Annotated in this window: 17 protein-coding genes; all 17 read right to left on the reverse strand. The window is 29.9% G+C overall.

Features of this window, described 5'->3' with window-relative positions:
• Nucleotides 1–14: 14 nt before the first annotated feature.
• The 17 genes from galE to CCE28_RS11140 all read right to left on the reverse strand — a co-directional run bounded on the left by galE (nucleotide 15) and on the right by CCE28_RS11140 (nucleotide 21448).
• The gene (gene galE / locus CCE28_RS11060; RefSeq protein ID WP_095133769.1) at nucleotides 15–1001 is read right to left on the reverse strand and encodes a UDP-glucose 4-epimerase GalE; all 987 of its coding nucleotides are present in this window, start codon (nucleotides 999–1001) and stop codon (nucleotides 15–17) included.
• A gap of 535 nt (nucleotides 1002–1536) precedes the next feature.
• Nucleotides 1537–2790, reverse strand: coding sequence for an oligosaccharide flippase family protein (locus tag CCE28_RS11065; protein ID WP_176461777.1), 1254 nt, complete (start codon nucleotides 2788–2790; stop codon nucleotides 1537–1539).
• A 19-nt stretch (nucleotides 2791–2809) separates the two neighbouring features.
• Nucleotides 2810–3349 (reverse strand): acyltransferase, encoded by a 540-nt coding sequence (locus tag CCE28_RS11070; RefSeq protein ID WP_095133771.1) that lies wholly within the window; start codon nucleotides 3347–3349, stop codon nucleotides 2810–2812.
• Between the two features lie 30 nt (nucleotides 3350–3379).
• Entirely contained in the window at nucleotides 3380–4837 is a 1458-nt protein-coding gene (locus CCE28_RS11075; protein ID WP_095133772.1) for an O-antigen polymerase, read from the reverse strand.
• Between the two features lie 32 nt (nucleotides 4838–4869).
• Nucleotides 4870–6081 carry a glycosyltransferase gene (locus CCE28_RS11080; protein ID WP_095133773.1) on the reverse strand — a complete coding sequence of 404 codons (1212 nt, stop codon included), beginning with the start codon at nucleotides 6079–6081 and terminating at the stop codon, nucleotides 4870–4872.
• A 492-nt stretch (nucleotides 6082–6573) separates the two neighbouring features.
• Complete coding sequence (locus tag CCE28_RS11085; RefSeq protein ID WP_095133774.1) at nucleotides 6574–7719, reverse strand: glycosyltransferase family 4 protein; 1146 nt, start codon at nucleotides 7717–7719, stop codon at nucleotides 6574–6576.
• Nucleotides 7720–7735: 16 nt separating this feature from the next.
• Nucleotides 7736–8608 (reverse strand): NAD-dependent epimerase/dehydratase family protein, encoded by an 873-nt coding sequence (locus CCE28_RS11090; protein WP_207652888.1) that lies wholly within the window; start codon nucleotides 8606–8608, stop codon nucleotides 7736–7738.
• A gap of 15 nt (nucleotides 8609–8623) precedes the next feature.
• Nucleotides 8624–9229 carry a sugar transferase gene (locus CCE28_RS11095; protein WP_207652889.1) on the reverse strand — a complete coding sequence of 202 codons (606 nt, stop codon included), beginning with the start codon at nucleotides 9227–9229 and terminating at the stop codon, nucleotides 8624–8626.
• Nucleotides 9230–9267: 38 nt separating this feature from the next.
• Entirely contained in the window at nucleotides 9268–10644 is a 1377-nt protein-coding gene (locus CCE28_RS11100) for a nucleotide sugar dehydrogenase (protein WP_095133775.1), read from the reverse strand.
• Between the two features lie 204 nt (nucleotides 10645–10848).
• Nucleotides 10849–12717 carry a polysaccharide biosynthesis protein gene (locus CCE28_RS11105; protein ID WP_330396848.1) on the reverse strand — a complete coding sequence of 623 codons (1869 nt, stop codon included), beginning with the start codon at nucleotides 12715–12717 and terminating at the stop codon, nucleotides 10849–10851.
• 228 nt (nucleotides 12718–12945) lie between these two features.
• Complete coding sequence (locus CCE28_RS11110; RefSeq protein WP_095133776.1) at nucleotides 12946–15990, reverse strand: S-layer homology domain-containing protein; 3045 nt, start codon at nucleotides 15988–15990, stop codon at nucleotides 12946–12948.
• A 2-nt stretch (nucleotides 15991–15992) separates the two neighbouring features.
• Nucleotides 15993–17051, reverse strand: coding sequence for an S-layer homology domain-containing protein (locus CCE28_RS11115; RefSeq protein ID WP_095133777.1), 1059 nt, complete (start codon nucleotides 17049–17051; stop codon nucleotides 15993–15995).
• Between the two features lie 25 nt (nucleotides 17052–17076).
• Nucleotides 17077–17868 (reverse strand): tyrosine-protein phosphatase, encoded by a 792-nt coding sequence (locus CCE28_RS11120; RefSeq protein ID WP_095133778.1) that lies wholly within the window; start codon nucleotides 17866–17868, stop codon nucleotides 17077–17079.
• A 14-nt stretch (nucleotides 17869–17882) separates the two neighbouring features.
• On the reverse strand, nucleotides 17883–18566 hold the full coding sequence (locus CCE28_RS11125) for a CpsD/CapB family tyrosine-protein kinase (RefSeq protein ID WP_095133779.1): 684 nt from the start codon (nucleotides 18564–18566) through the stop codon (nucleotides 17883–17885).
• Nucleotides 18544–19269, reverse strand: coding sequence for a YveK family protein (locus tag CCE28_RS11130; RefSeq protein ID WP_207652890.1), 726 nt, complete (start codon nucleotides 19267–19269; stop codon nucleotides 18544–18546). Before CCE28_RS11130 ends, CCE28_RS11125 begins: the two co-directional genes overlap by 23 nt.
• A 190-nt stretch (nucleotides 19270–19459) precedes the next feature.
• On the reverse strand, nucleotides 19460–20314 hold the full coding sequence (locus CCE28_RS11135) for a DMT family transporter (RefSeq protein ID WP_095133781.1): 855 nt from the start codon (nucleotides 20312–20314) through the stop codon (nucleotides 19460–19462).
• Entirely contained in the window at nucleotides 20315–21448 is a 1134-nt protein-coding gene (locus tag CCE28_RS11140; protein WP_095133782.1) for a hypothetical protein, read from the reverse strand.
• Nucleotides 21449–21610 lie beyond the last annotated feature (162 nt).

The raw sequence follows: 21610 nt of genomic DNA on the forward strand, positions 1-21610 counted from the left end.
TTTACTTTTAAAATCTATTCTTTATATCCGTTTGGATTATTGCTATGCCAATTCCAAGCATCTTCTATGATCTTTTCTAATGAATCAAATTGTGGCTTCCAGCCTAAAATTTTCTTTGCCTTCTCTGATGAAGCAATTAAAATAGCTGGGTCGCCTGCTCTTCTTTCTTTTACTTCAGAAGGTATAGGATGGCCAGTTACTTTTCTCGTCATCTCAATTACTTCTTTAACGGAATAACCATTCCCATTACCAAGGTTAAAAATATCACTACGCTTGCCTTTTCTTAAATATTCTAAAGCCTGATAATGCGCAGAAGCTAAATCCATAACGTGAATATAATCTCTTACACAAGTTCCATCATTAGTACGATAATCATCACCAAACATAAATATTTTTTCTCTTTTTCCCAACGGCACTTGAAGAATAAGTGGTATTAAATGAGTTTCAGGATTATGAGCTTCTCCGATCATCCCACTTTCATGGGCTCCTGCTGCATTAAAGTATCGTAGGGAAACATACTTAATCCCATAAGCTTGATCAAACCATTTCATCATTTTTTCCATAGCTATTTTAGTTTCGCCATATGTATTTGTTGGTTTTGTCTCATCTTCTTCAAGTATAGGAATATTCTTAGGCTCACCATATGTAGCTGCTGTAGAAGAAAATACGATTTTATTCACATTATTTTCTTTCATAACATCTAGCAGACACATCATCCCAAATACATTGTTATTATAATACTCATATGGTTTCTCCATGCTTTCGCCTACTAATGAATTAGCAGCAAAGTGAATTACCGCATCTATTTTATGAGTCTTGAATATCCTATCTAACTTTTCTTTATTTCTAATATCTACTTCATAAAACTTATTTATTTGAGTAGATTTTTTATATCCATTTTGTAAATTGTCAACTATAATCACATCTTCATTTCGTTCTAAAAAGTATTTGACTGTATGCGAGCCAATATATCCTGCTCCACCAGTGATAAGAATTGACATATAACTTCCCCCTTTGGAATTTAATTAAAATTACCCTATCTAACTGCCAGTAAATAACATTCAATAACTATACTTTTTCCCACTTTTTTCACAAGAAACTTTTATATCATCTCGTGCTTTATCAATCTTTGAGGGTTTACTAAAAACCTCAAAATATTATATACCTAATTTATCTATACAAGTAGAAATAACCTACAGTATTTAGAAGCTTTAGACTTATTTATTAACAGAAAACTTCCTGACAATTTCAAAATTTTAAGGTTTAAAAATGCTGTAAACAATTTAATTATTAGTATTAAGGAAAGGGGTACTATTCCAATCCATAGCAAGTGATACAAAATCAACTTATAAATAAAAATAGTTATATTCCACTGCTATCCGATTTACCACCCTGCCTTTATAAAAAATCGTAGTATTAATTTTTCTAGAAAAAATCAACTACAAAATATGTTTCAAATAAATATGGCTCTCCATTTCTTTATAATTTTAAAAAAGCCTTTATATTCAGGCCTAATAAAATATTTTTACAAATTAATTAAATCACTAAACCTTTTTTTAAGAGTTTTATAATTTTCAAAAAATCTTCTTTATTTAGAAGTAGAAGTTGATTTACGTTAACATTATAGTCTTTTTTAAATTTAATCAAAAAAGAAACTCCTGCTAAAAAATAGGATATTATCGATGATAAAGCTGCACCATATATGCCAAATAAAGGAATTGTTAAAAAGTTGCAAAATATATTAACTATAACACTTGTTAACAAAACCACAAAGTAAAAAAACCATTTTCCACTAGCAATATATATGGTTCCTAGTAATTTAGTATAAACCATACTAAAAGTTCCAAAGTATATTATCATTGTAATAGGATATGACAATATAAACTCCATACCAAAAACTGTAGAAATAAAAAATTTCCCTAAAAATAAAAATCCAATGTAAATCACACATAATATACTTGTAGATGCTCTAATTGAAAAAGTAAGACTTTCTATAGAGTCTGACTTTGCTGTCTTGTTTATTAGTACATCCTTAAAGATATCTGGAACTATCCAAGTATATTCCGCAACAGCTAATCCAGTAGCATAAATTCCAATAAGAAAATATTCAACGTTTAATTTATTTAATATTACAATATCTGCTCTGTAATTCAAAGTAACTAATAGAGTAGTTAGCATGGGGATAGATCCTTTTGAAATCAATGTTAACCATAATTTTATATCTACTTTTTTAAAATCAAATTTATCTTTAAGGCTAATTAAATTAAATACTATTATTATTATTTCTTTAATGCCAAATATACACAATGCTATAATTAAATGCTTGTCGAAAACCCAAAATACAATTAAGGATAATATAAAATTAAACGCTGATGACACTATATAAGATATAGCATTAACTTTAATATTTTCCACTAGATTTATATAATTAAGTTGAAACGATAACACACAAATTATAGAAAGCAGTAAAATCGACCGAATTGTGAAATCTTCTACAAAAACTAAACAAATAAAGTAAATAAATATTAAAAACAAAAATATTGTAATTATCAAAGATAAAAAAGTTGATAAATATAATTCTGAATGTTTTCTTCTATAATTGGGATAAATATTTGCAATTCCTAAATTTAAAATTACAAACACAATGCTTACAATATTTAGTATATATGAATATTCACCTTTTAATGTCGGGCCCAAATATCTAGTTATCAAAACTGTTGCACCAAAACCGAATATAATTGACCATAGTTTTTTAATGGCTGATATTGCATATATATTATTTAATCTCACAAATATCCCCCCTTTAAAATTAAACATCATTATTATGCAATTTTTTTATAGGTTTCGCTGGTACTCCGCCTACAAACCAATAGTTATCAACAGTTTGAGTAACAGATGAACATGCTCCTACAATACAGCCTTTTCCTATTGTAGTTCCACTAGTAATGACCGAATTACTAGCTATCCAAGAAAAATCACCAATTACAATTGGTGCCGTCTGAGATTTGGGCGATATCTTACCATTTATATATATATGCTTAGTCGTTGCAACAACCACCATTGGTGAAATTACAACTCCATCTCCAATTTTTAATCCACCTGATGCATTAATCCAACTATTATGTGCAATGTATACATCATTTCCAATTTCCATATTTCTGCTCACATTAATAGTAACACCTGAAGCTATTTGGAAGTTTTTACCACATCTTTTAAAAAATGGTCTCATTAACCAACCTCTAATTATATTAGATTCTACACAGTTAGGTAACAAGGAAGTACATAAATTAATCAAATATATCGGAAAATTATATCTTAAAAAATTATAAGTTCTTAAACTTTTTTTCACAAATATACCTCCTAAATCTAAAAAACAATATTATTTTAATTTCTTAAATACTAAATTATTATTTATCCAATACACTATCAAGAATAGAAATAAATTCATTGACATATCATTCACCTGGTTCATCGTATTTTGACCAAGCATAAATCCTAATCTAATACAGCTCAATGTAATTATATACAAAATTTCTATCCTAATATTTTCAAGTTTTAAAGTAATTTCTGTAAACTTTTTAGCAATCCAAATGAATAAAATACTAATAATTGGTGCTCCAAAAAACCCAAAAAATAAATATCCCTGTCCTATCATAGGTATGATTTGAGTAACTCTAATACCATAAAATATTCTTTCATTAAAATAAATATTTGAGTAAAAAAGTGGTAAATCTTTAACAAATACATTAATACCTATCATTGGTCGAAATATATCAAATAGAAAAACAGACAGGTGGCGAGATTCAGGAAAAATTTCCGCAGTCTCGATGGCCATAGCTACATTGTATGGTCCACCTAAATAAACACTTAACTTGTCCGTAATATCCCAGAATACTGATGTACTTTCTTTTACTCCAACAATACCTCTAGCTATTGTTACTGACTGAAAAATACCAATAACTATCAAAGACATAATTATAATAGGTATAAATTTTTTTTTCATTTTGAATACTCCATTAAAAATAATCATAGAAGTTATGGCTGTAATTATTATATCAATTCTACTAATTCCATAAAAAATCGAAGTGTTTAGAAACACCAAAATAAGTGACATTAAAACCCAAAAATAATTTCTTCTATTGTTGTAAATCTTACCAAATATGTAAATTAGCGAAACAAATAGCAAATTTTTCAGAGTCATTATGCAATAAACAACAATAGAATACAATAGCCCTCCCTCTGAAAAGCTAGAAACTAGGCTTTCATCAGTACTTAGAAAATTAAAATTTAATAAGGTAGAAGGAAAAAGTATGATTAAAATTGTGGTCAGCATAAAGAATCCAAAATATCCTATATTATTAGTAGCAAATATAAATTTAGGATTATGTTCTTTATATGTAATCTTATCAGTAACCAAATTGTACCTTTCTTTTCTCTTAGTATGATTATCACTAAAGAAATAAAATATAAAAAGTAGTGCAATTGAAACGATGAATAATTCATATGACATTAAAAAAATTGCTTTTCTAATAGATTCACTATTTGGTGGGTTTATTGATCTACTATAGTAGTAGTAATTTGTTAAAGTCATTAAAAAAGGAAGTATCACATATCTAGCAAAGATAGATGCAATAAAAACGTTAACAAAAATGCTTTGTCTATTCAAGAAAACAGGTTTCAAAAATAATAAAAAACAAATTAAAAACGAAAATGGTAATATATATAATTGATTATATCCATTCTCTAAAAGTACCTGTGTTAAATAAAAAAAAGTACAAATACTAAAAATAATAAGAACGAAAGATATAAGTTTTAAAATTTTTTTATTATTTATCACTTTATGCCCCTCCATCAAATGGTTTATACAAATTATCCATTCTTTTCAACATTCATTACCAACTCATTTAAAAATAATTTTCTTTGTTCCTCTATATTTTCTTCATGAAATTTCTTTGAATATTCATAATTGCGATACGCCAATTCAATTCTTCTATCTTGATTTTGAATAATATCGTAAATAATGTTGCTCATTTCTTCGTAATCACCTACTTGAAATCTTTCTGTTTTACATAAAGATTCTTTCAATCCCCCAATATCAGAAGCTACAACCGCTAATCCTCTACTCATAGCTTCTATAACAGCTCTACCATGTGCTTCAGTAATACTTGGTTGAACATAAAAATCCAATTTATCCATCCAATCAAATACACATTTACCACTTGGTATAGTGCCTAAAAATTGAACATTTTTAGAAATTCCAAGTTTATAGCATAAATCGGCTAAATTACTTGAATCTCCTTCACCAACTATTTGAAGTTTACAATTGACTCCTTTATCAATCAATGCTTTTACTGCTCTAATTGCAGTAGCATGCCCCTTAAATTTTACATTTAAAGCACCTATCATCCCAATCAAAACTATAGAATCATTAGTATAATTAACTAGTTTAACTATCCTGTTAGCCAAAACATCATGACTAGGAACTTCTAAACTTATATTCGCTACATCTGCAAAAGCTATACCATTACTTGGATATATCTTTTGCATATATTCACTGGTTATATATGCTACTATAGGAGCTTTTTTAATATAATATTTATTAATAAAATGTATAATTGGTGCAAGTAATTTTCCAGCAATGTTTCCATAGTTCCAGTACCCTTCAAACGCATTTGCAACTACTTCTACACCAAAAGTTTTCTTTAGTTTCAATGACTCTCGACAAGCTAATATCCCTATAATACTAGGCATTCTAATTATTGCACAATCAGAATTAATTAATGCATTTCTAATTTCTTCAATTATTTTTTTGTAATCAAAAAACAGATCATATAACTTTTTATAGCTCACTATTGATAAATGTCTTACATCCTCACCATTTGACTGTTCATATCCTTTTTTATTTTTCACTCCACAAGTTTCATAGTTGTTACATCTTGTAGATACAATTACTTTTTTAAAGCATGATAAATATCTTTGCCAAAAATGATAAGGGAAATGAATAGAATAGTGATTACCATTACTATCACATAATAAAACTGTATCATGAAAAAAAGATACAGTAAATTTTTTTCTTTCCATTTTTTCACTTCCTTACATTATAATTACAATATTCAATACTTGTATACCCGCCGATAGATTTCTTTCCTATTTAATTCTAGCAACATTTTAATAATAGTTTCTAATGTATTCACTTTATCATGGCATTAATCCGTCCAGTTGAATATTCAATTAAAAATCTGTCCCTTATTTCAGGGGAATTTCTGTTTATTATATTAAAATATAAACATCTTCAATTATCCACAGTAGCTTCATATCTACAATTGGATTTTTGATAATTTTGCAAAATTACACTCTATATCTCTGCCAAACACAAATTAGAAGTTTTTTCATTTCTGAGTACCGAACCTACAATAACAGATTTAGTGTTATTTGAATCTAATTTTATTAAAAGTAGTAGCTATAGTTTAGATTCATGATTATCAAGTTATAACATATATCATTTCTAGCAAAAGTATATTGATAGATACAGCCATATAATCTAGCCCTAATTAAGAAATGTCTTCTTCTTTACTAACAATTTTTCAACTTAAATTCAGAATTTCTCTCTTCTACTTTTTTATAAACTCTCTGCATTTCAGTCTTAACATTTTCAAGTGAAAACTTGTTCATCATAGCTCTTCCTTTTAATCCCATTGCAAGACTTAACTTCCTGTCTTCATAAAGTTTGATTATTCTACGAGCCATGGCTTTACTATCATTAATGGCTACAACATAACCATTGACATCATCTTCAATAAGATCGGCCCCACCTCGACAATTGGTTGTAACAACAGGCTTACCACTGGCCATAGCTTCCATGATATTAACAGCTAAACCTTCTTGTAAACTTGAAGAAACGCTTACATCACTCATTGCCACTAATTCTTTTATATCATTCCTAAAACCTAAGAATTCAATATGTTCACTAACACCTCTTTTATTCGCTATTCTTTTATATAAATCCCCTAAAGTTTGTTCACCTGGTAATAATAATTTAAGATTAGGTATCGTATCCTTTAAGATTTCAACTACTTCTATTAACATTGATTGATTCTTTCGGGTACTTAACTCCGCAGGATATATCAAGATAAAATCTTCTTTACTATACCCCTTTTCAACTCTTAACCTTTGTTTCTCCTCTTCGCTAATTACAGTAAACTTGATCAAATCAACACCAACACCATGCACATGTTCAATATACTTAGTATTAAATTTCAATTTTGCTGTATAATAATCCTCTTGGTTAATTGTTATTATACAATCCGTATATTTAGCCATCAATTTCTCAACGTTATAATATAATAACCAATTTTTAAATGGTGACCCCTTATAAAAATGAAATCCATGTGCTGTATAGATCACTTTAGTTCCTTTTTTACGAGCTTTTTTTGCTGCTAACCTTGTTAGCACACTCGCCACTGGTGTGTTGCAGTGAATTAATTCATACTTGTTGTCATTTATGATCTTACCAAGTTTCTTATATGCCTGTAAATTTGTTAATTTAAATGGTGACCTCTCAAATGTAATATTATGTTTTACATCCACACAAGGAATATCTGAATTACCATTACTTGCAACATGCACCTCATATCCTTCTTTTTTAAACCAATTAAGATACGGTATATGAAAATTTAATATGTGACTGTCTACAGTGGCCGTAAACAAAACTTTTTTCATAATCTATCACCTACTTCTATAGTTTATTTTCACAAATCTCAACAGATTTCTCTAAATCAATAATACAATACTGAAATTCCCTATAACCTGACAAGCTTAGGTCAAAAACTAAATTGCCAAATACTTTGTTCAATACATTTATTCTCTTTCCAAATAGCTTTATCCCCCGAAATAAACCCCTAGATAAGTAGATATTCTTAGAGTGTTCTTTTGTAATTAACTTAACTAACTTAGTAGTACTGACATATTTCTTATTTTGTGGAAAGAATAGTCCCATTTCTCGATTTTCTATTATTAACCTAATAAATTCTGATAAATTCTGAATAAAAATCATGCTTCTCTGATTATATATTTCGGGAAATACAGTAGTCATTATTGCAAGCTTTCTTAGTTTTTTATAGTTTCCAGGACAATTTGGACCATATATCATAGGTGGCCTTAATATTGCAATATTGAAACTATTATCTTTTAACTTAATCAACTCTTTCTCTGCTTCAAGCTTACTCATACCATAAAATGTATTTGGATTAGGAATTGTATCCTTTGTAATGACTACATTCTCACTAATCTTGCCTGTCAAACCATAAACTGACATTGTACTCATAAATATGAATTGCTTTACACCTTCAGCTTTTGCTTTATTTGCAATTTCTAAAGTTAGATCCCTGTTTATTTTGAAATAAAGTTCTTGCATTTCTACCTTTTCTTTCTGATGAACAACAGCTGCCATATGAACTATCACATCATACTGAGAAAAATCACTTTTTTTCCAATCATCATTTCTAACAGATATCATATTGACAGAGTATTTATTTGGCCATCTAGCTAGCCACTCTTTAAAACTTTTCCCAACATAGCTATTGCTACCTGTTATTAATATATTAATCATTCAAAGCACCTCTAATTATTTACTTAATTCCTGACTCTTCCCTTCTCTAACTCCATCACTTTTCAGAATACTAAAAACTGTCTTAAAAAATATCTTCACATCAAAAGCAAAACCCATTTTTTCAACGTACTCTCCATCAAGTTTCGCTTTGACATCTATAGGCAACTCATCTCTACCATTGATCTGTGCCCACCCAGTAAGTCCTGGGGATATATCATTCGCACCATATTGATCTCTTTCAGATATCAAATCATGTTGGTTCCATAAGGCAGGTCTAGGGCCAATTATGCTCATCTCACCTTTTAAAATGTTAATGATCTGTGGTAATTCATCTAAACTTGTCTTTCTTAAAAACTTTCCACTCTTAGTAATAAATGCATCTGGATTCTCAAGCATATGCGTAGGCATATCACTTGGAGTTTCAGTTCTCATAGTTCTAAACTTCAATATATTAAAATACTTCTTATCTTTCCCAACTCTCTTTTGCATAAAAAATATAGGTCCTTTAGAGTCTAACTTTATGATAACTGCCAAAATTAGAAAGACTGGCCAAAAAGTCAACATTGCAGTGAAAGATAGAATAAAATCTATAATACGCTTAATTTGATGGTACATTTTCATTAAAATCAGCCTTTCTTTTTTATTAATATAAGTTTTTCTTATAATCTCCAGTATAAATAACCCATATCTTCTGTTTCTTCTCTACTAAATAATCCTTTTACATCTATTAAAACATAACTGTTTTCTTCACTATCCTTTTCTGTTGTTGCTGCAACTTCATCACTAATATCTAGATTATTTGTATCATTTTCTCTATACATTTTTCTAAGTTCTTGTAGCTTTATATTTAAAAATACTTCATGTGGTACAGCAAAGATCACTGCATCCATACCTTGTATATCTTCCATTCTATGAAGTTGAATTCTATACTCATGCCATACTTCTTCTTCATTTGCAACAGGGTCAACAACTTTTATGTCAATTCCATAATCTTCCAACTCTTTAATAATATCAATTACTTTTGTATTTCTTGAATCCGGGCAGTTTTCTTTAAATGTAATTCCCATTATAACAACTTTTGCACCTTTAATTTGTTTATCTGCTTGTATAAGTTTTTTCACAGTATTTTCAGCTACAAATTTCCCCATGCCATCATTTATCCTTCTTCCAGATAGGATAATCTGTGAATGGTATCCTAATTCCTCAGCCTTATATATAAAGTAGTAAGGATCAACTCCTATACAGTGTCCACCTACTAGTCCAGGCGTGAATTTTAAGAAATTCCACTTAGTTCCTGCTGCCTCCAGAACAGCTTTTGTGTCAATACCCATTTTATTAAAAACAATAGACAACTCATTCATAAATGCGATATTAATATCTCTTTGAGAGTTCTCTATTACTTTAGAAGCCTCAGCTACTTTAATGCTTTCAGCTCTATGCACACCAGCTTCGATAACTAGTTCATAAGTTTTAGCAATAATATCTAGAGATTCTTCATCCATACCCGAAACAACTTTTACAATTTTTTCCAGAGTATTCACCTTATCACCTGGATTGATACGCTCTGGTGAATATCCCACCTTAAAGTCTACTCCACATTTCAAACCAGATTTTTCTTCCAAAATGGGTACACATATATCTTCAGTTACTCCAGGATATACTGTAGATTCATAAACAACAATAGAACCCTTTACAAGATTTCTACCTATGGTCTTACTTGCGCAAATAACAGGAGTCAAGTCTGGCGTTTTATCTATTGATACTGGTGTAGGAACAGCTACGATATGGAACTTACAGTTCCTAAGTTCTCTTTCATCTGATGTGAAGCATACTGTTGTTTCTTTTATAGCTTCATCTCCTATTTCTTTAGTAACATCTATTCCATCTATGTAGCTTTCTACCTTCTTCTTATTAATGTCAAAGCCCACTACATTGGTATGTTTTGCAAATGCTACTGCTATAGGCATTCCAACATATCCTAAGCCCACTACAGATATTTTTTCTTGGTTATTTATGATTTGTTCATATAAGTTCATATGTATCCTCCTTAACCAACTTTCTAAAATTATGATTTATTTAATCTTGCTACAAAATTGCTATCTATACTATTTAACAAAAGTCATATCAATGATTTCACAGCTAAAAAACATATTTTTTAACAATTTAAATTCCTATGTCAACACTTACAACCATTGACCTAACTGCTTTAAAACTTGATTTCAATATGCTGTGTCATATGACTATGCTGTATTTTCTTTATAAGTAGGAACTACCTTCTTCATAATAGGCCTAACTAACTCTGTAGTCTCCATAGTTAGTATCCTACTCAAAACACTTAATTCTCTATCTAAATAACTCCTATTAATATTAAGTGGTTGTCCTATAAATATCTTCTTATGCTTAGTAGCTTGTAATCCTTCTTCCTCCATAAGAAGCTCTTCATATAATTTTTCTCCTGGCCTTAAACCTGTAAATGATATGTCTACTTCCCTATAGGGTTCAAATCCAGATAATCGTATGAGATTCTCGGCTAAATCAACTATCTTAACTGGTTCTCCCATATCTAGAACAAATATTTCTCCACCCTTTGCCATAGAACCCGCCTGTATTACAAGCTGAACTGCCTCTGGTATGGTCATAAAGTATCTAATAACATCCTTATGAGTAACAGTTATAGGTCCACCTTCTGCTATTTGTCTCTTAAATAATGGAATAACACTACCATTACTACCTAGTACATTTCCAAATCTCACTGCCACAAACTCTGTGTCACTTTCTTTGTCTAATGTTTGTATTATCATTTCTGCCAACCTCTTTGTGGCTCCCATAATATTAGTTGGGTTCACAGCTTTATCTGTAGATATGAGTACAAATCTCTTTACTCCATATTCGTCAGATAACTCAGCCACATTTCTTGTACCAAACACATTATTTTTTATAGCCTCTGTAGGGTTATGTTCCATAAGAGGCACATGTTTGTGAGCTGCTGCATGGAATACTACCTTTGGTCTATATTCATCAAATATGTTCTCTAGTCTTTTTCTATCTCTCACAGATGCAATGATAACTTCTAAGTCTAAATCTTTGTTATTTCTGATAAGTTCATTTTGTATGTCATAAGCATTGTTTTCATATATGTCTAATATAAGTAACTTCTTTGGTTTAAATTTACTTATCTGTCTACATAGTTCAGAACCAATGGAGCCGCCTCCACCAGTTACTAGTATTACTTCATCTTCTATATATTCACAAATTTCTTTCAAGTCTACTTCTATTTGTTCTCTTCCTAATAAATCTTCAATTCTTACATCCCTAATTTTTTGTACATTCACTTCTCCATTTATCAACTCATATATTCCAGGGAGAGTTTTTAATTTACATTTTGTACTACTGCATATATCAAATATCTCCTTTATAACTTGCTTACTAGCAGAAGGAATAGCTATTACTATTTCATCTATATGCATTTTTCTTATAGTTTCTTTTATGGACTCTCTGCCTCCAACTACAGGTACACCATGTATTTTTCTGTTGTGTTTACTTTTATCATCATCTATTATTGCCACTGCCCTTTTGCTAATGTCTGGATTATTCTTTATTTCCTTAATCATTATGGACCCAGCTTTTCCTGCCCCAATGACTAATACGTTATTTCTCTTTAAACCCTTAGGATATAACTTAGACTTTATTCTTCTCCCTATTCTATAAGTAAATCTTATACCTCCTATAGATAATACATTAACAAGATAGAATATTATGTAGAATCCTGTCATCATATTCGTATGATAGTACCCAAAGACAAAAAATAGGCTCATGGTCCCTATCAACGCTGAAATTATTACCCTACCTAATTCTTCTATGCTTGCATATCTCCATATACTACAATATAAGCCCATCTTGTAGTAACAAAGTATTACTATAATGTTAGTTAGAATAATATGATTGAGATAGTTTTGTATGTAGATACTTGGAATAATAAAATCAAATCGAAGAGCTAAAGCTATTACTATAGATAAGTTTATGCATATTATGTCGAACACCATTAGGATCATTTTTCTGTAAAAAGAATCAGTAATATCTAGTCTTTTTGCATTATTTTTTACTTCCATTCTCTCATCCCCAATATAAAATTAGTCTAGCATTGTTGATTTTTCAACAATTAGAACACCTTTTATTATAGTACATTTATTTACCATTTTATAGGGATTTCGTCCTATTTTTTCCGACATTTTACGACATTTCCCATATTTTTTAATATTTTCACAAAATGTAAAAATAAGGTGTTTTTACTTTTACGTAAAAACACCTTATTGCTTTTGCATTATTTATTATTTTATTTACTTTTTAAATAATTTGTATACAGCAGTTGTAGCCTCGCCTCTAGTTGCATTATTATCTGCATTAAAGCTTCCATCAGCTCCAACTAATATGTCTGCTTCATATGCCTTAAGTACATATGGTCTTGCCCACTTAGGAATAGATAATGTATCATTAAATACTTTATCTAGCTTAGCTTCCACACTAGACTCTACTTCTCCTTCTAATGCATTGGCAATCATTACAGCCATTTCTGCTCTAGTGATAGTCTTGTTTGGCTTATATGTATCATCTTCATATCCACCTACAAGATTGTTCTTAGCAGCAGTAGCTACCATATTTGCATACCAATCATCTTTAGATATATCAGTAAATTCACCGTCGTATTTAACTTCTTCTAAACCTAAAGTCTTTACTAACAATGTGGCAAACTCTGCTCTAGTTACCTTGTTATCAGGTTTAAATGTGCCATCTTCGTAACCTTTTACAATATACTTAGATGCCATAGTTTCTACAAATTCTTTAGACCAGTGGTTTTGAATATCACTATAAGTTACATTGTATTCCATAATAGAATACATACTATAGTGATTTAATTTGACTACTAGATTTCCATCTACAATTTTAGATGGTACATACTCTAATTTATTTGTTTTTTCATTTACATAGTATAGGTTTAATTTTTCCACACTACCTTTAACTTCTTTTAAGTCTATCTTAATATCTATAGACTTATTGAATTTAGATACATTATCCACAACTTTATCTTCTTTATCTAATCCATTTAACACAAAGTCTATAACTAAGGCATTATCTCTATCATACTCACTACCTAATGGTATTTTATATAAAGTCTTTGATACGCTTAACTCTTTAGATTTAAATTGTAACTGACCTTCTTCACCTAAGCTGTCTATAATTTTTTCACTTATAGCTCCAGCTGGGATATTGTACTCTAATTTCTCAGATTTAATATTAAGATCTAATTTATTTTCTAATAGTTTTTTCATACCTTCTTTAGGTAGATTAACTTCCATGTCCGTAGAATCAGTTGTAACCTTAATGTTTACAGCACCTTTTTTATCCTCAATAGCACTATCTAAAGCCTCATTCATACTTTTAGCATCTATGTCTCCATTTGAAGATTCAATATTACAACCATCTACTTTAATTTTCGCGGAGCCACCGCCACCGCCTCCACCGCCACCTGATGAAGTATATTTTTTATCAGTAGTAACAGATATTTCACTTGAGAATTCAGATTCAAAGTTATCTTTGTCTAACGCTCTTACTTTAAAATCATATTGTGTTTTTGCTTCTAATTTTGTTGCTGTATAAGTTTTACTACTTGTTGTTGTAACTCTTTTTCCATTTTTATATACTTCATAAGTTGCACCTGTTAGAGTTGAAGTCCATTCTAGTGTTACACTACTTGATGATTTTGATGTTGATTTTAATGTTGGAACCTCTACTTTATCCGCAATAGCTACTGAACTTAGGTTTGTATCGAATTTAAACTCATTTCCATCTTTACTACCTTCTCTAATTTCCCAACGGCTACCTGTTCTATGGAATGCAGTTGGGTTATTAACTCCTTGTGGAATGGGTAGTACTAATGTAACAGTTGTGTTATGATCAAGTCCTTTAACCTCAATCTCTACTGCTAATACTTTCTTATCAGCACTAATTGATTCTGGTGCTTTTTTAATTGCGATTGTAAGTTCTTCACCTACACCTATATCTAATGCTGGTAAATTTATTTCAATCTCTTGGTCTCCAGTAAGTCCTAAGTCCTCTTTTACATTATCACTTAATGGTATTTGTGCAACAACTGGTTCTGTTGTTCCTTCTTCATCAACTTCTACATCAGGAACTGTTACTGTTATCTCAGTTACGCCATCTACCTCTTCTTCTTCAATATCTTCTTCATCTATTTCTACTACTTTTATAACGATAACTGTTCTTATTACTTCATCTGCTTCATTTCCTGCTTTATCAGTTACGTTGTATTTTATAGTGTATGTACCTGGTACATTAGTATCTACAACATCTACAACCTTACCATCTTTTACTATAGTATCTTCAACTTTACTTGTAATATCTCCATCTACATTATCTTCAGCTGTTACTCCTTCATCTGTATAAGTTTCACCCTGATTTATTTTAACTGTTTCATCCCCCTCAAGGGTGATCACTGGTTTTACCATATCCCCTTCGTATAAATCGAACTCAGCTAATATAACTTTTAATGTATATTTTTCATCATCTGTAAGTCTCTCATTAATAACCTTTACAAAGTCATTGCTAAGTTGGTCTAATGAATCATATTGGTATCCCCATAATGTAAATCCTTCTAATACCTCATCCATAATGCCTTCCACATCTATTCCATTAATGCTATCTGGTATATATATAGATATATCTCCAGATTTATCTTCTATAACTACCGGTTCTCCTATTTTTTCTTTAATCACTGTTAACCCATATATATATAATTCTAAGTCAAAATTACTATTGTTTTCATCTGACTGTGACTCTAGCTTTGACTCTAGCTCTGGTAGGTCTTCTCTTATTTTAGCTACTAAATCTTCACATTCATCTCCCTTAATAATTTCTGGAACCTTATAATCTTTCATGTCCTCTAGAATTTGTACTCTTTCAGCTACTGTAAATATGTCCATAATTTTAAGTACATCTACTAATTTAATGGCTTCATCTATGGTTATTTCATCTTCAGCTGATAATTTATCATTTAACTTATCTAAGTATTCTTGAGTCATAGCAGGTTGATTAGCCATGGTTCTCTTTAAATACCCTATTAATTCATCTGTGTTCCATGGGTCACCTGTAACAGGATCAACTTCTCCTTTAGCTGAATACATAGCAATATCATATAAGCCTTGTACGCGTTCATCTTCGCTATTAGCTATACTGCCTATTAGATTTACTGTTTTGTCTACGATATCTGATATACTTGGTCTATCTGCATTAGCATAACTTGTAGGTAAACATGAAAATACCATTAATAGGCATATGCACATAGATATGATTCTTTTTCCTTTCATCTTTATTCCCCCTTATTTTGATTTTTGATTTTGTAAACTTTATCTAATATCCACACGGCCTCTGCTCTTGAGATTATTTCTTGTGGATTAAGATTCTCATTTTCTCTTATTATCCCTAATTTTTTCCCCTTTTTAATAAACTCTACTGCCCATGATGATATATTACTCGAGTCTTTGTATTCATCTAATACTACTTCACTTATATCTATATCATTATCCTTTAATGTGTTTATGGCCATAGTAATCATTTGTTCTCTAGTGATATTGCCCTCTGGATTAAATGATTTTTCATTCATTCCACTTATTATTTTATTATTATAGGCACTTCTCACATATTTATAGTACCAATCATTAGTTTGCACATCTTCAAAAGGTATATAAGCTAGAGTATTTATATCTATATCTAGTATTTTTACCATAAGAGTAGCCATTTCAGCTCTCGTAACTTGTCCGTTTGGATTGAAAGTTTCTTCATCTAATCCACTTACTATACCCATATTAGTCATAAAAGCAATGCTTTCTTCTGCCCAATGTCCTTCTATATCATTGAATTTATGCTTTAACTCCTCTTTTTGAGCTTCTTCTACAGATTCTTGTGCAACCTTTTCTTCAGGAGTAACACCGCCGCCACTAGGTCCTGTTTCTATAGTAGTTTCATTTTCTCCACCATTGACTATTAAATCAGCAGCATCATCTAGTTTCCCATCTGCTACATAATCTACTAATTTAATTCGTTCTTCATAAGACCAGTCTTTTAATGAATCAATTCCATCCATTACATCTTTAACTTCTACACCCATGTCATTTAGTTTTTCTACCCTATCTTCGGTTAACTCAATACTTACACTTGTCTTTAAATCCCTTATTCCCCTATCATCTTTGAAATATACGTCTTTTACCTTTTCTATAGTGTCTTCTTTGTCATCACTACTATTAATTGCCTTTTCTATTAAATCAGTTATAACTGATGCACTCACATCTGTAGTATCTCCTGCATATATGGATAATGGATTTACTAATAGACTTGTACATATTATAGTTAGTATAAATAGTTTTTTCATAATATTTCCCCCTTATTATTATCATTTATCCAATTTTTAATAATTTAGATATCTTCTTTATAAACGTAGTTTTTTCTTCTATTTTAATTGGATCCTTTATGGTTATATTTTTATTTTCCAATACTCTTTTAGGATTAATTGAAAATAGTTCCTCTGCATAATCTTTTCCCAATTTTTCTTTTACTAAACTATAACTTTTATCAAGTACTGGTCGTCTGCTATTATAGCCATGTCCATCACTACCTATGATATGTACCATATTATGATTTAACAAATCATTTGCTATCCTTTGAGTCTCATCACCAAATCTGCCTCTTATACTGCCACCGTTTAATTGTATTAAGGCTCCCTTATCTATAAAGTCGTATACTAGATTAGGGTTGTCCATCACATAGGTGTATCTCTCTGGATGGGCCATTATGGGAATTATCCCCATTAGCTTTAGTTCATATAATACCTCAAAGGTATACATGGGCATTTCTAATAAGGGTAGTTCCACTAAAAGATATTTTGAATTATTTAAAGTATAAACTTTTCTTTCTTCTATATACTTAGGCAACTCCGGGGACATGTAAGCTTCATTCCCCAATAGTATTTCTAAATCAATATTATGTTCCTCTAGCTTTTCTCTAAATAATTCTAAAGATTCTTCTAATTTTTTTCCTGTGACAAACATATTCGTATCATAAAAGTGGGATGTACTTATTATGGTTTTAGTGCCTTTATCCTTAGCTATCTTAGCCATTTTGATACTTTCTTCCATACTATTAGATCCATCGTCTATGTTTGGAAGTATATGACAATGACAATCTATCATATTATGCTCCTTATCTACTTAGCTTCTTGATAATAATATTGGTTATAGTAGTACTTATAATATTTACTCTTCTCAACAGATACTTTATTTAATACTACTCCTAATATATTAGCATTTACATTTTCTAGTAATTCCTTAGATCTTTTAGCTGCCTCTATAGCCACCTCTCCTGATGCGGCCACTAATAAGACACCATCAGCTAGAGTAGATAGTATGGCACCATCTGTAACTAGACCTACTGGTGCTGCATCTAGTAATACATAATCATATTTTTCTTTCATGCTTTCAATAAAGTTTTTCATACTCTTTGATCCTAATACTTCCGATGGATTAGGAGGTTTTGGCCCACTACTAAGTACAGAAAGATTTACAATTGTACTTTCTTTTATGCAATCATCCTCATTATTTTGCTCTGCTAATATGTTTGTAAGTCCCTTATAGTTGTTTAACTCAAAATTATTATGTATTCTAGGTCTTCTTAAATCACAATCCACTAATAATACACTTTTACCTGATTGGGCTATGGTTATGGCTAAGTTACATATGGTTGTAGTTTTACCTTCACCTTGGGTAGAACTAGTTACTAATATACTTCTCAAGTCCTTGTCTAAGCTAGAAAATTGTATATTGGTTCTTAATACTCTAAAGGATTCTGATATGGGAGATTTAGGGTTATTAAGAGTTACTAAATCTTTCATTCAACGCTACCTCCTTCTTTATTTTTTTTTTATTCATATTATCCATTTGAGGTATTGTTCCTATTACTGGTAATCCTAAATGTTTCTCCACATCCTCTGGATTCTTTATGGTATTATCTAAGTATTCTAGTAAAAATACTAAACCAAAGGATACCATAAGTCCTAATACTCCAGCTATGGCTACATTCATTGTTTTTCTTGGTTTTATAGGCTCCTCCGGAATTTCTGCCTTATCTATTATTTGAACATTATCTACTTTCATGATTTGAATAACTTGTCTCTTGAATATTCTAGCTGTGTGATTAGCTATATTTCTAGCCATTTTGGGATCGGTATTTTGTACCTTTATCATAATAATTTCAGTGTCTTTCACTGAGTTTACAGATATCTGTTCCTTTAATTCATCTAATCCTATTTCTAACTTTAAGTCATCCTTAACTACCTTTAATACGGATTTACTCTTTGCAATTTCTCCATAGGTTTTAACTAGTTTTTGACTTAATAAAACATCACTATACTCAAGTAATGATTCTTGACTTTTAGTTTTTCCGACCATCATAGTAGTGTATGTTTCATATACGGGTTCAAGGACGTATACACTCACTAAGGCACTAGTTATTATGGATATGATAGTTATTAAGAATATGATTCCCATTCTTTTTTTTACAACAAAGAATAATTCTCTTATATCAATTACTTCCATTTCTTCCATTTTATCTTTTTCATCCCCTTCTGTATTTTGATCATATTTACTATATTAACATTTTTTCCCCATTTTTTCTATATATTAGGATGTTAACTTTTTTTTTTTTACATTTTAGTAGGATTACTATATTGTTTTAATTTTTCGTATAAAAAAAGTTCACTAAAAAGCGAACTTTAAAAATTTATATTTATTTTTCATTATCTACATATAAATATATTCCACATAATATAATAAGTCCACCTATCATTTGCCAAAGGTATGGTATTTCTTTAAATATATAGTATGCCCATACTATAGAAAATATAGGTTCTGCCAATACTACTGTAGATACAAAGGTGGCAGATAGATACTCTAGTGCCCAATTACACACACTATGACCTAAAAATGTACAAACTAGTGCTAATGCTAAGAATATATACCATTCCCTTAAAGTATATGGATATAAGGGAACATTTGTTACGATAGCAATAGTTATTAAAGTTATAAATGCCACTGAATAAACTATAAATGTATAACTATTTACACTAAGTTCCTTTCTAGCCCTATTTCCTATAGCTAAATATATAGTAAAAAATAATGCAGCGCTTATGGCTAAAAAGTCTCCCCATATTATGTTGCTACCTAATGTATAATCTCCTCCAGATATTAAGGCTGCTCCTATAAATGCTATTATTATACCTATTATAGCCTTTTTATGTAATCTTTCTTTAAAGAATATGTACCCACCTACTACAGAAAATACTGGTGCCGTATTTACTAATACTACAGCACTTGCTATTGATGTGTATTTTAAAGATGATACCCAGGTTAAAAAGTGTAAACCTAAAACAACTCCACTTATTATACACCATTTTATAGTACCCTTATTTGCTTTTTTTAACTCTTCCCTATGCTTTAAAAGTACCATAGGTGACATGATTAATACGGCTATTCCCAATCTATATGATGCTATTATTAAAGGTGGTGCTTGAGACATTTTTATGAATATGGATGAAAAGGATATGGCAATTATTGCTACTATCATCATATATTTTGCTTTCATTTATTTGTCCTCATATATGAAGTCTAATATATTAGTTTCACCACTATGTACAAATTGATATATTATACTATTTTCTAAATGTATATTTTTAATGTTTATTAATAGATCTTTGTATTCTGATTCTAATTCTTCATTAATTTTAGCTGCCTTTTTTTCATCATATGCCCCTACTACTAGCTGATTTGAATCTGTTATATAATATATGCCCCATATGTCTCCACTTAAATAATATATATCTTTTTTCACATGGTTATTATTAGAGTTAAATTCAGTAATTAATGTTCCCCCTTCATAATCATTGATCATACTATGGGGTTTATTCTTTTCTATTAGCTCTAGAAACTTGCTTTTATCCTTTATTAAATACAGCATAATATATTCTCTTTTCCTTAGGGAAAAGGCTGCTTCTTGAGGACTTATTCTCATTTCACTCTTAATTTCAACGTTACATATTTTATTATTTTTTAATTTCATCTCAGACACAACTAGTTTATACTTTTGATTTAAATCTATAATACTTTCTACTATATATTTATCTTCTTCTATCTTCTCCACAGTATTCTTTAATAATATGGATGGAGTTTTAACAAAGTGGATTTCATTCTCATTACTTGATAAATATTTTATTCCATCCTTATCTAATCCCACACTTCTCATAATATAATAGTTTATTAGTTCATTGCTATTAGACAATCCTATACATATTTTATTTAATAATAAGATTTCTTCCTCTTCATTTAATTCATTGTCCCTATCTATCATATGAAAATTATCTATTTGCTCTATCCATTCTTCACTTTCAAAGGGATTTTTTTCTATGGCCTTTTTTATTAAAAACTTGGCTTCCTTAAGAGTTATCTCTACTAATTCTCCTCCTAGGCCTCCCATCATTTTTAATATTTCTGTTTTTAATATATCATCTTCTATTACTTCTTTATAATTATCTATTCCGAATTCTTCATAGTCTAGGTGAAATAATTGATGAAAATTATTTTGTTCATAGTCTTTCCATTGTATATATACTCCTACAACTCCCATAAGGCGGGTATTAGTGGCCATGGCCTTTACAAATTTATACTCCTTTTTTATTTCTTTATCTTTATATCCTTCTATTACTTTTAATCTATTTCTCATTAATTTCTCCTTTTGTATTGTACTAGCTGTTTTGAGTATAGTTTTTTTATATTTTATTGTCAAGTATTTACCTTTTTCCGTAATCATATGTAATATATAATTATATTTTATTCATAAAATAAAAGCCTTCCTTGATTTGATATGCTCCCCTTATAATAGACA

This window comes from Anaeromicrobium sediminis (assembly GCF_002270055.1).
Lineage (GTDB): Bacteria > Bacillota > Clostridia > Peptostreptococcales > Thermotaleaceae > Anaeromicrobium > Anaeromicrobium sediminis.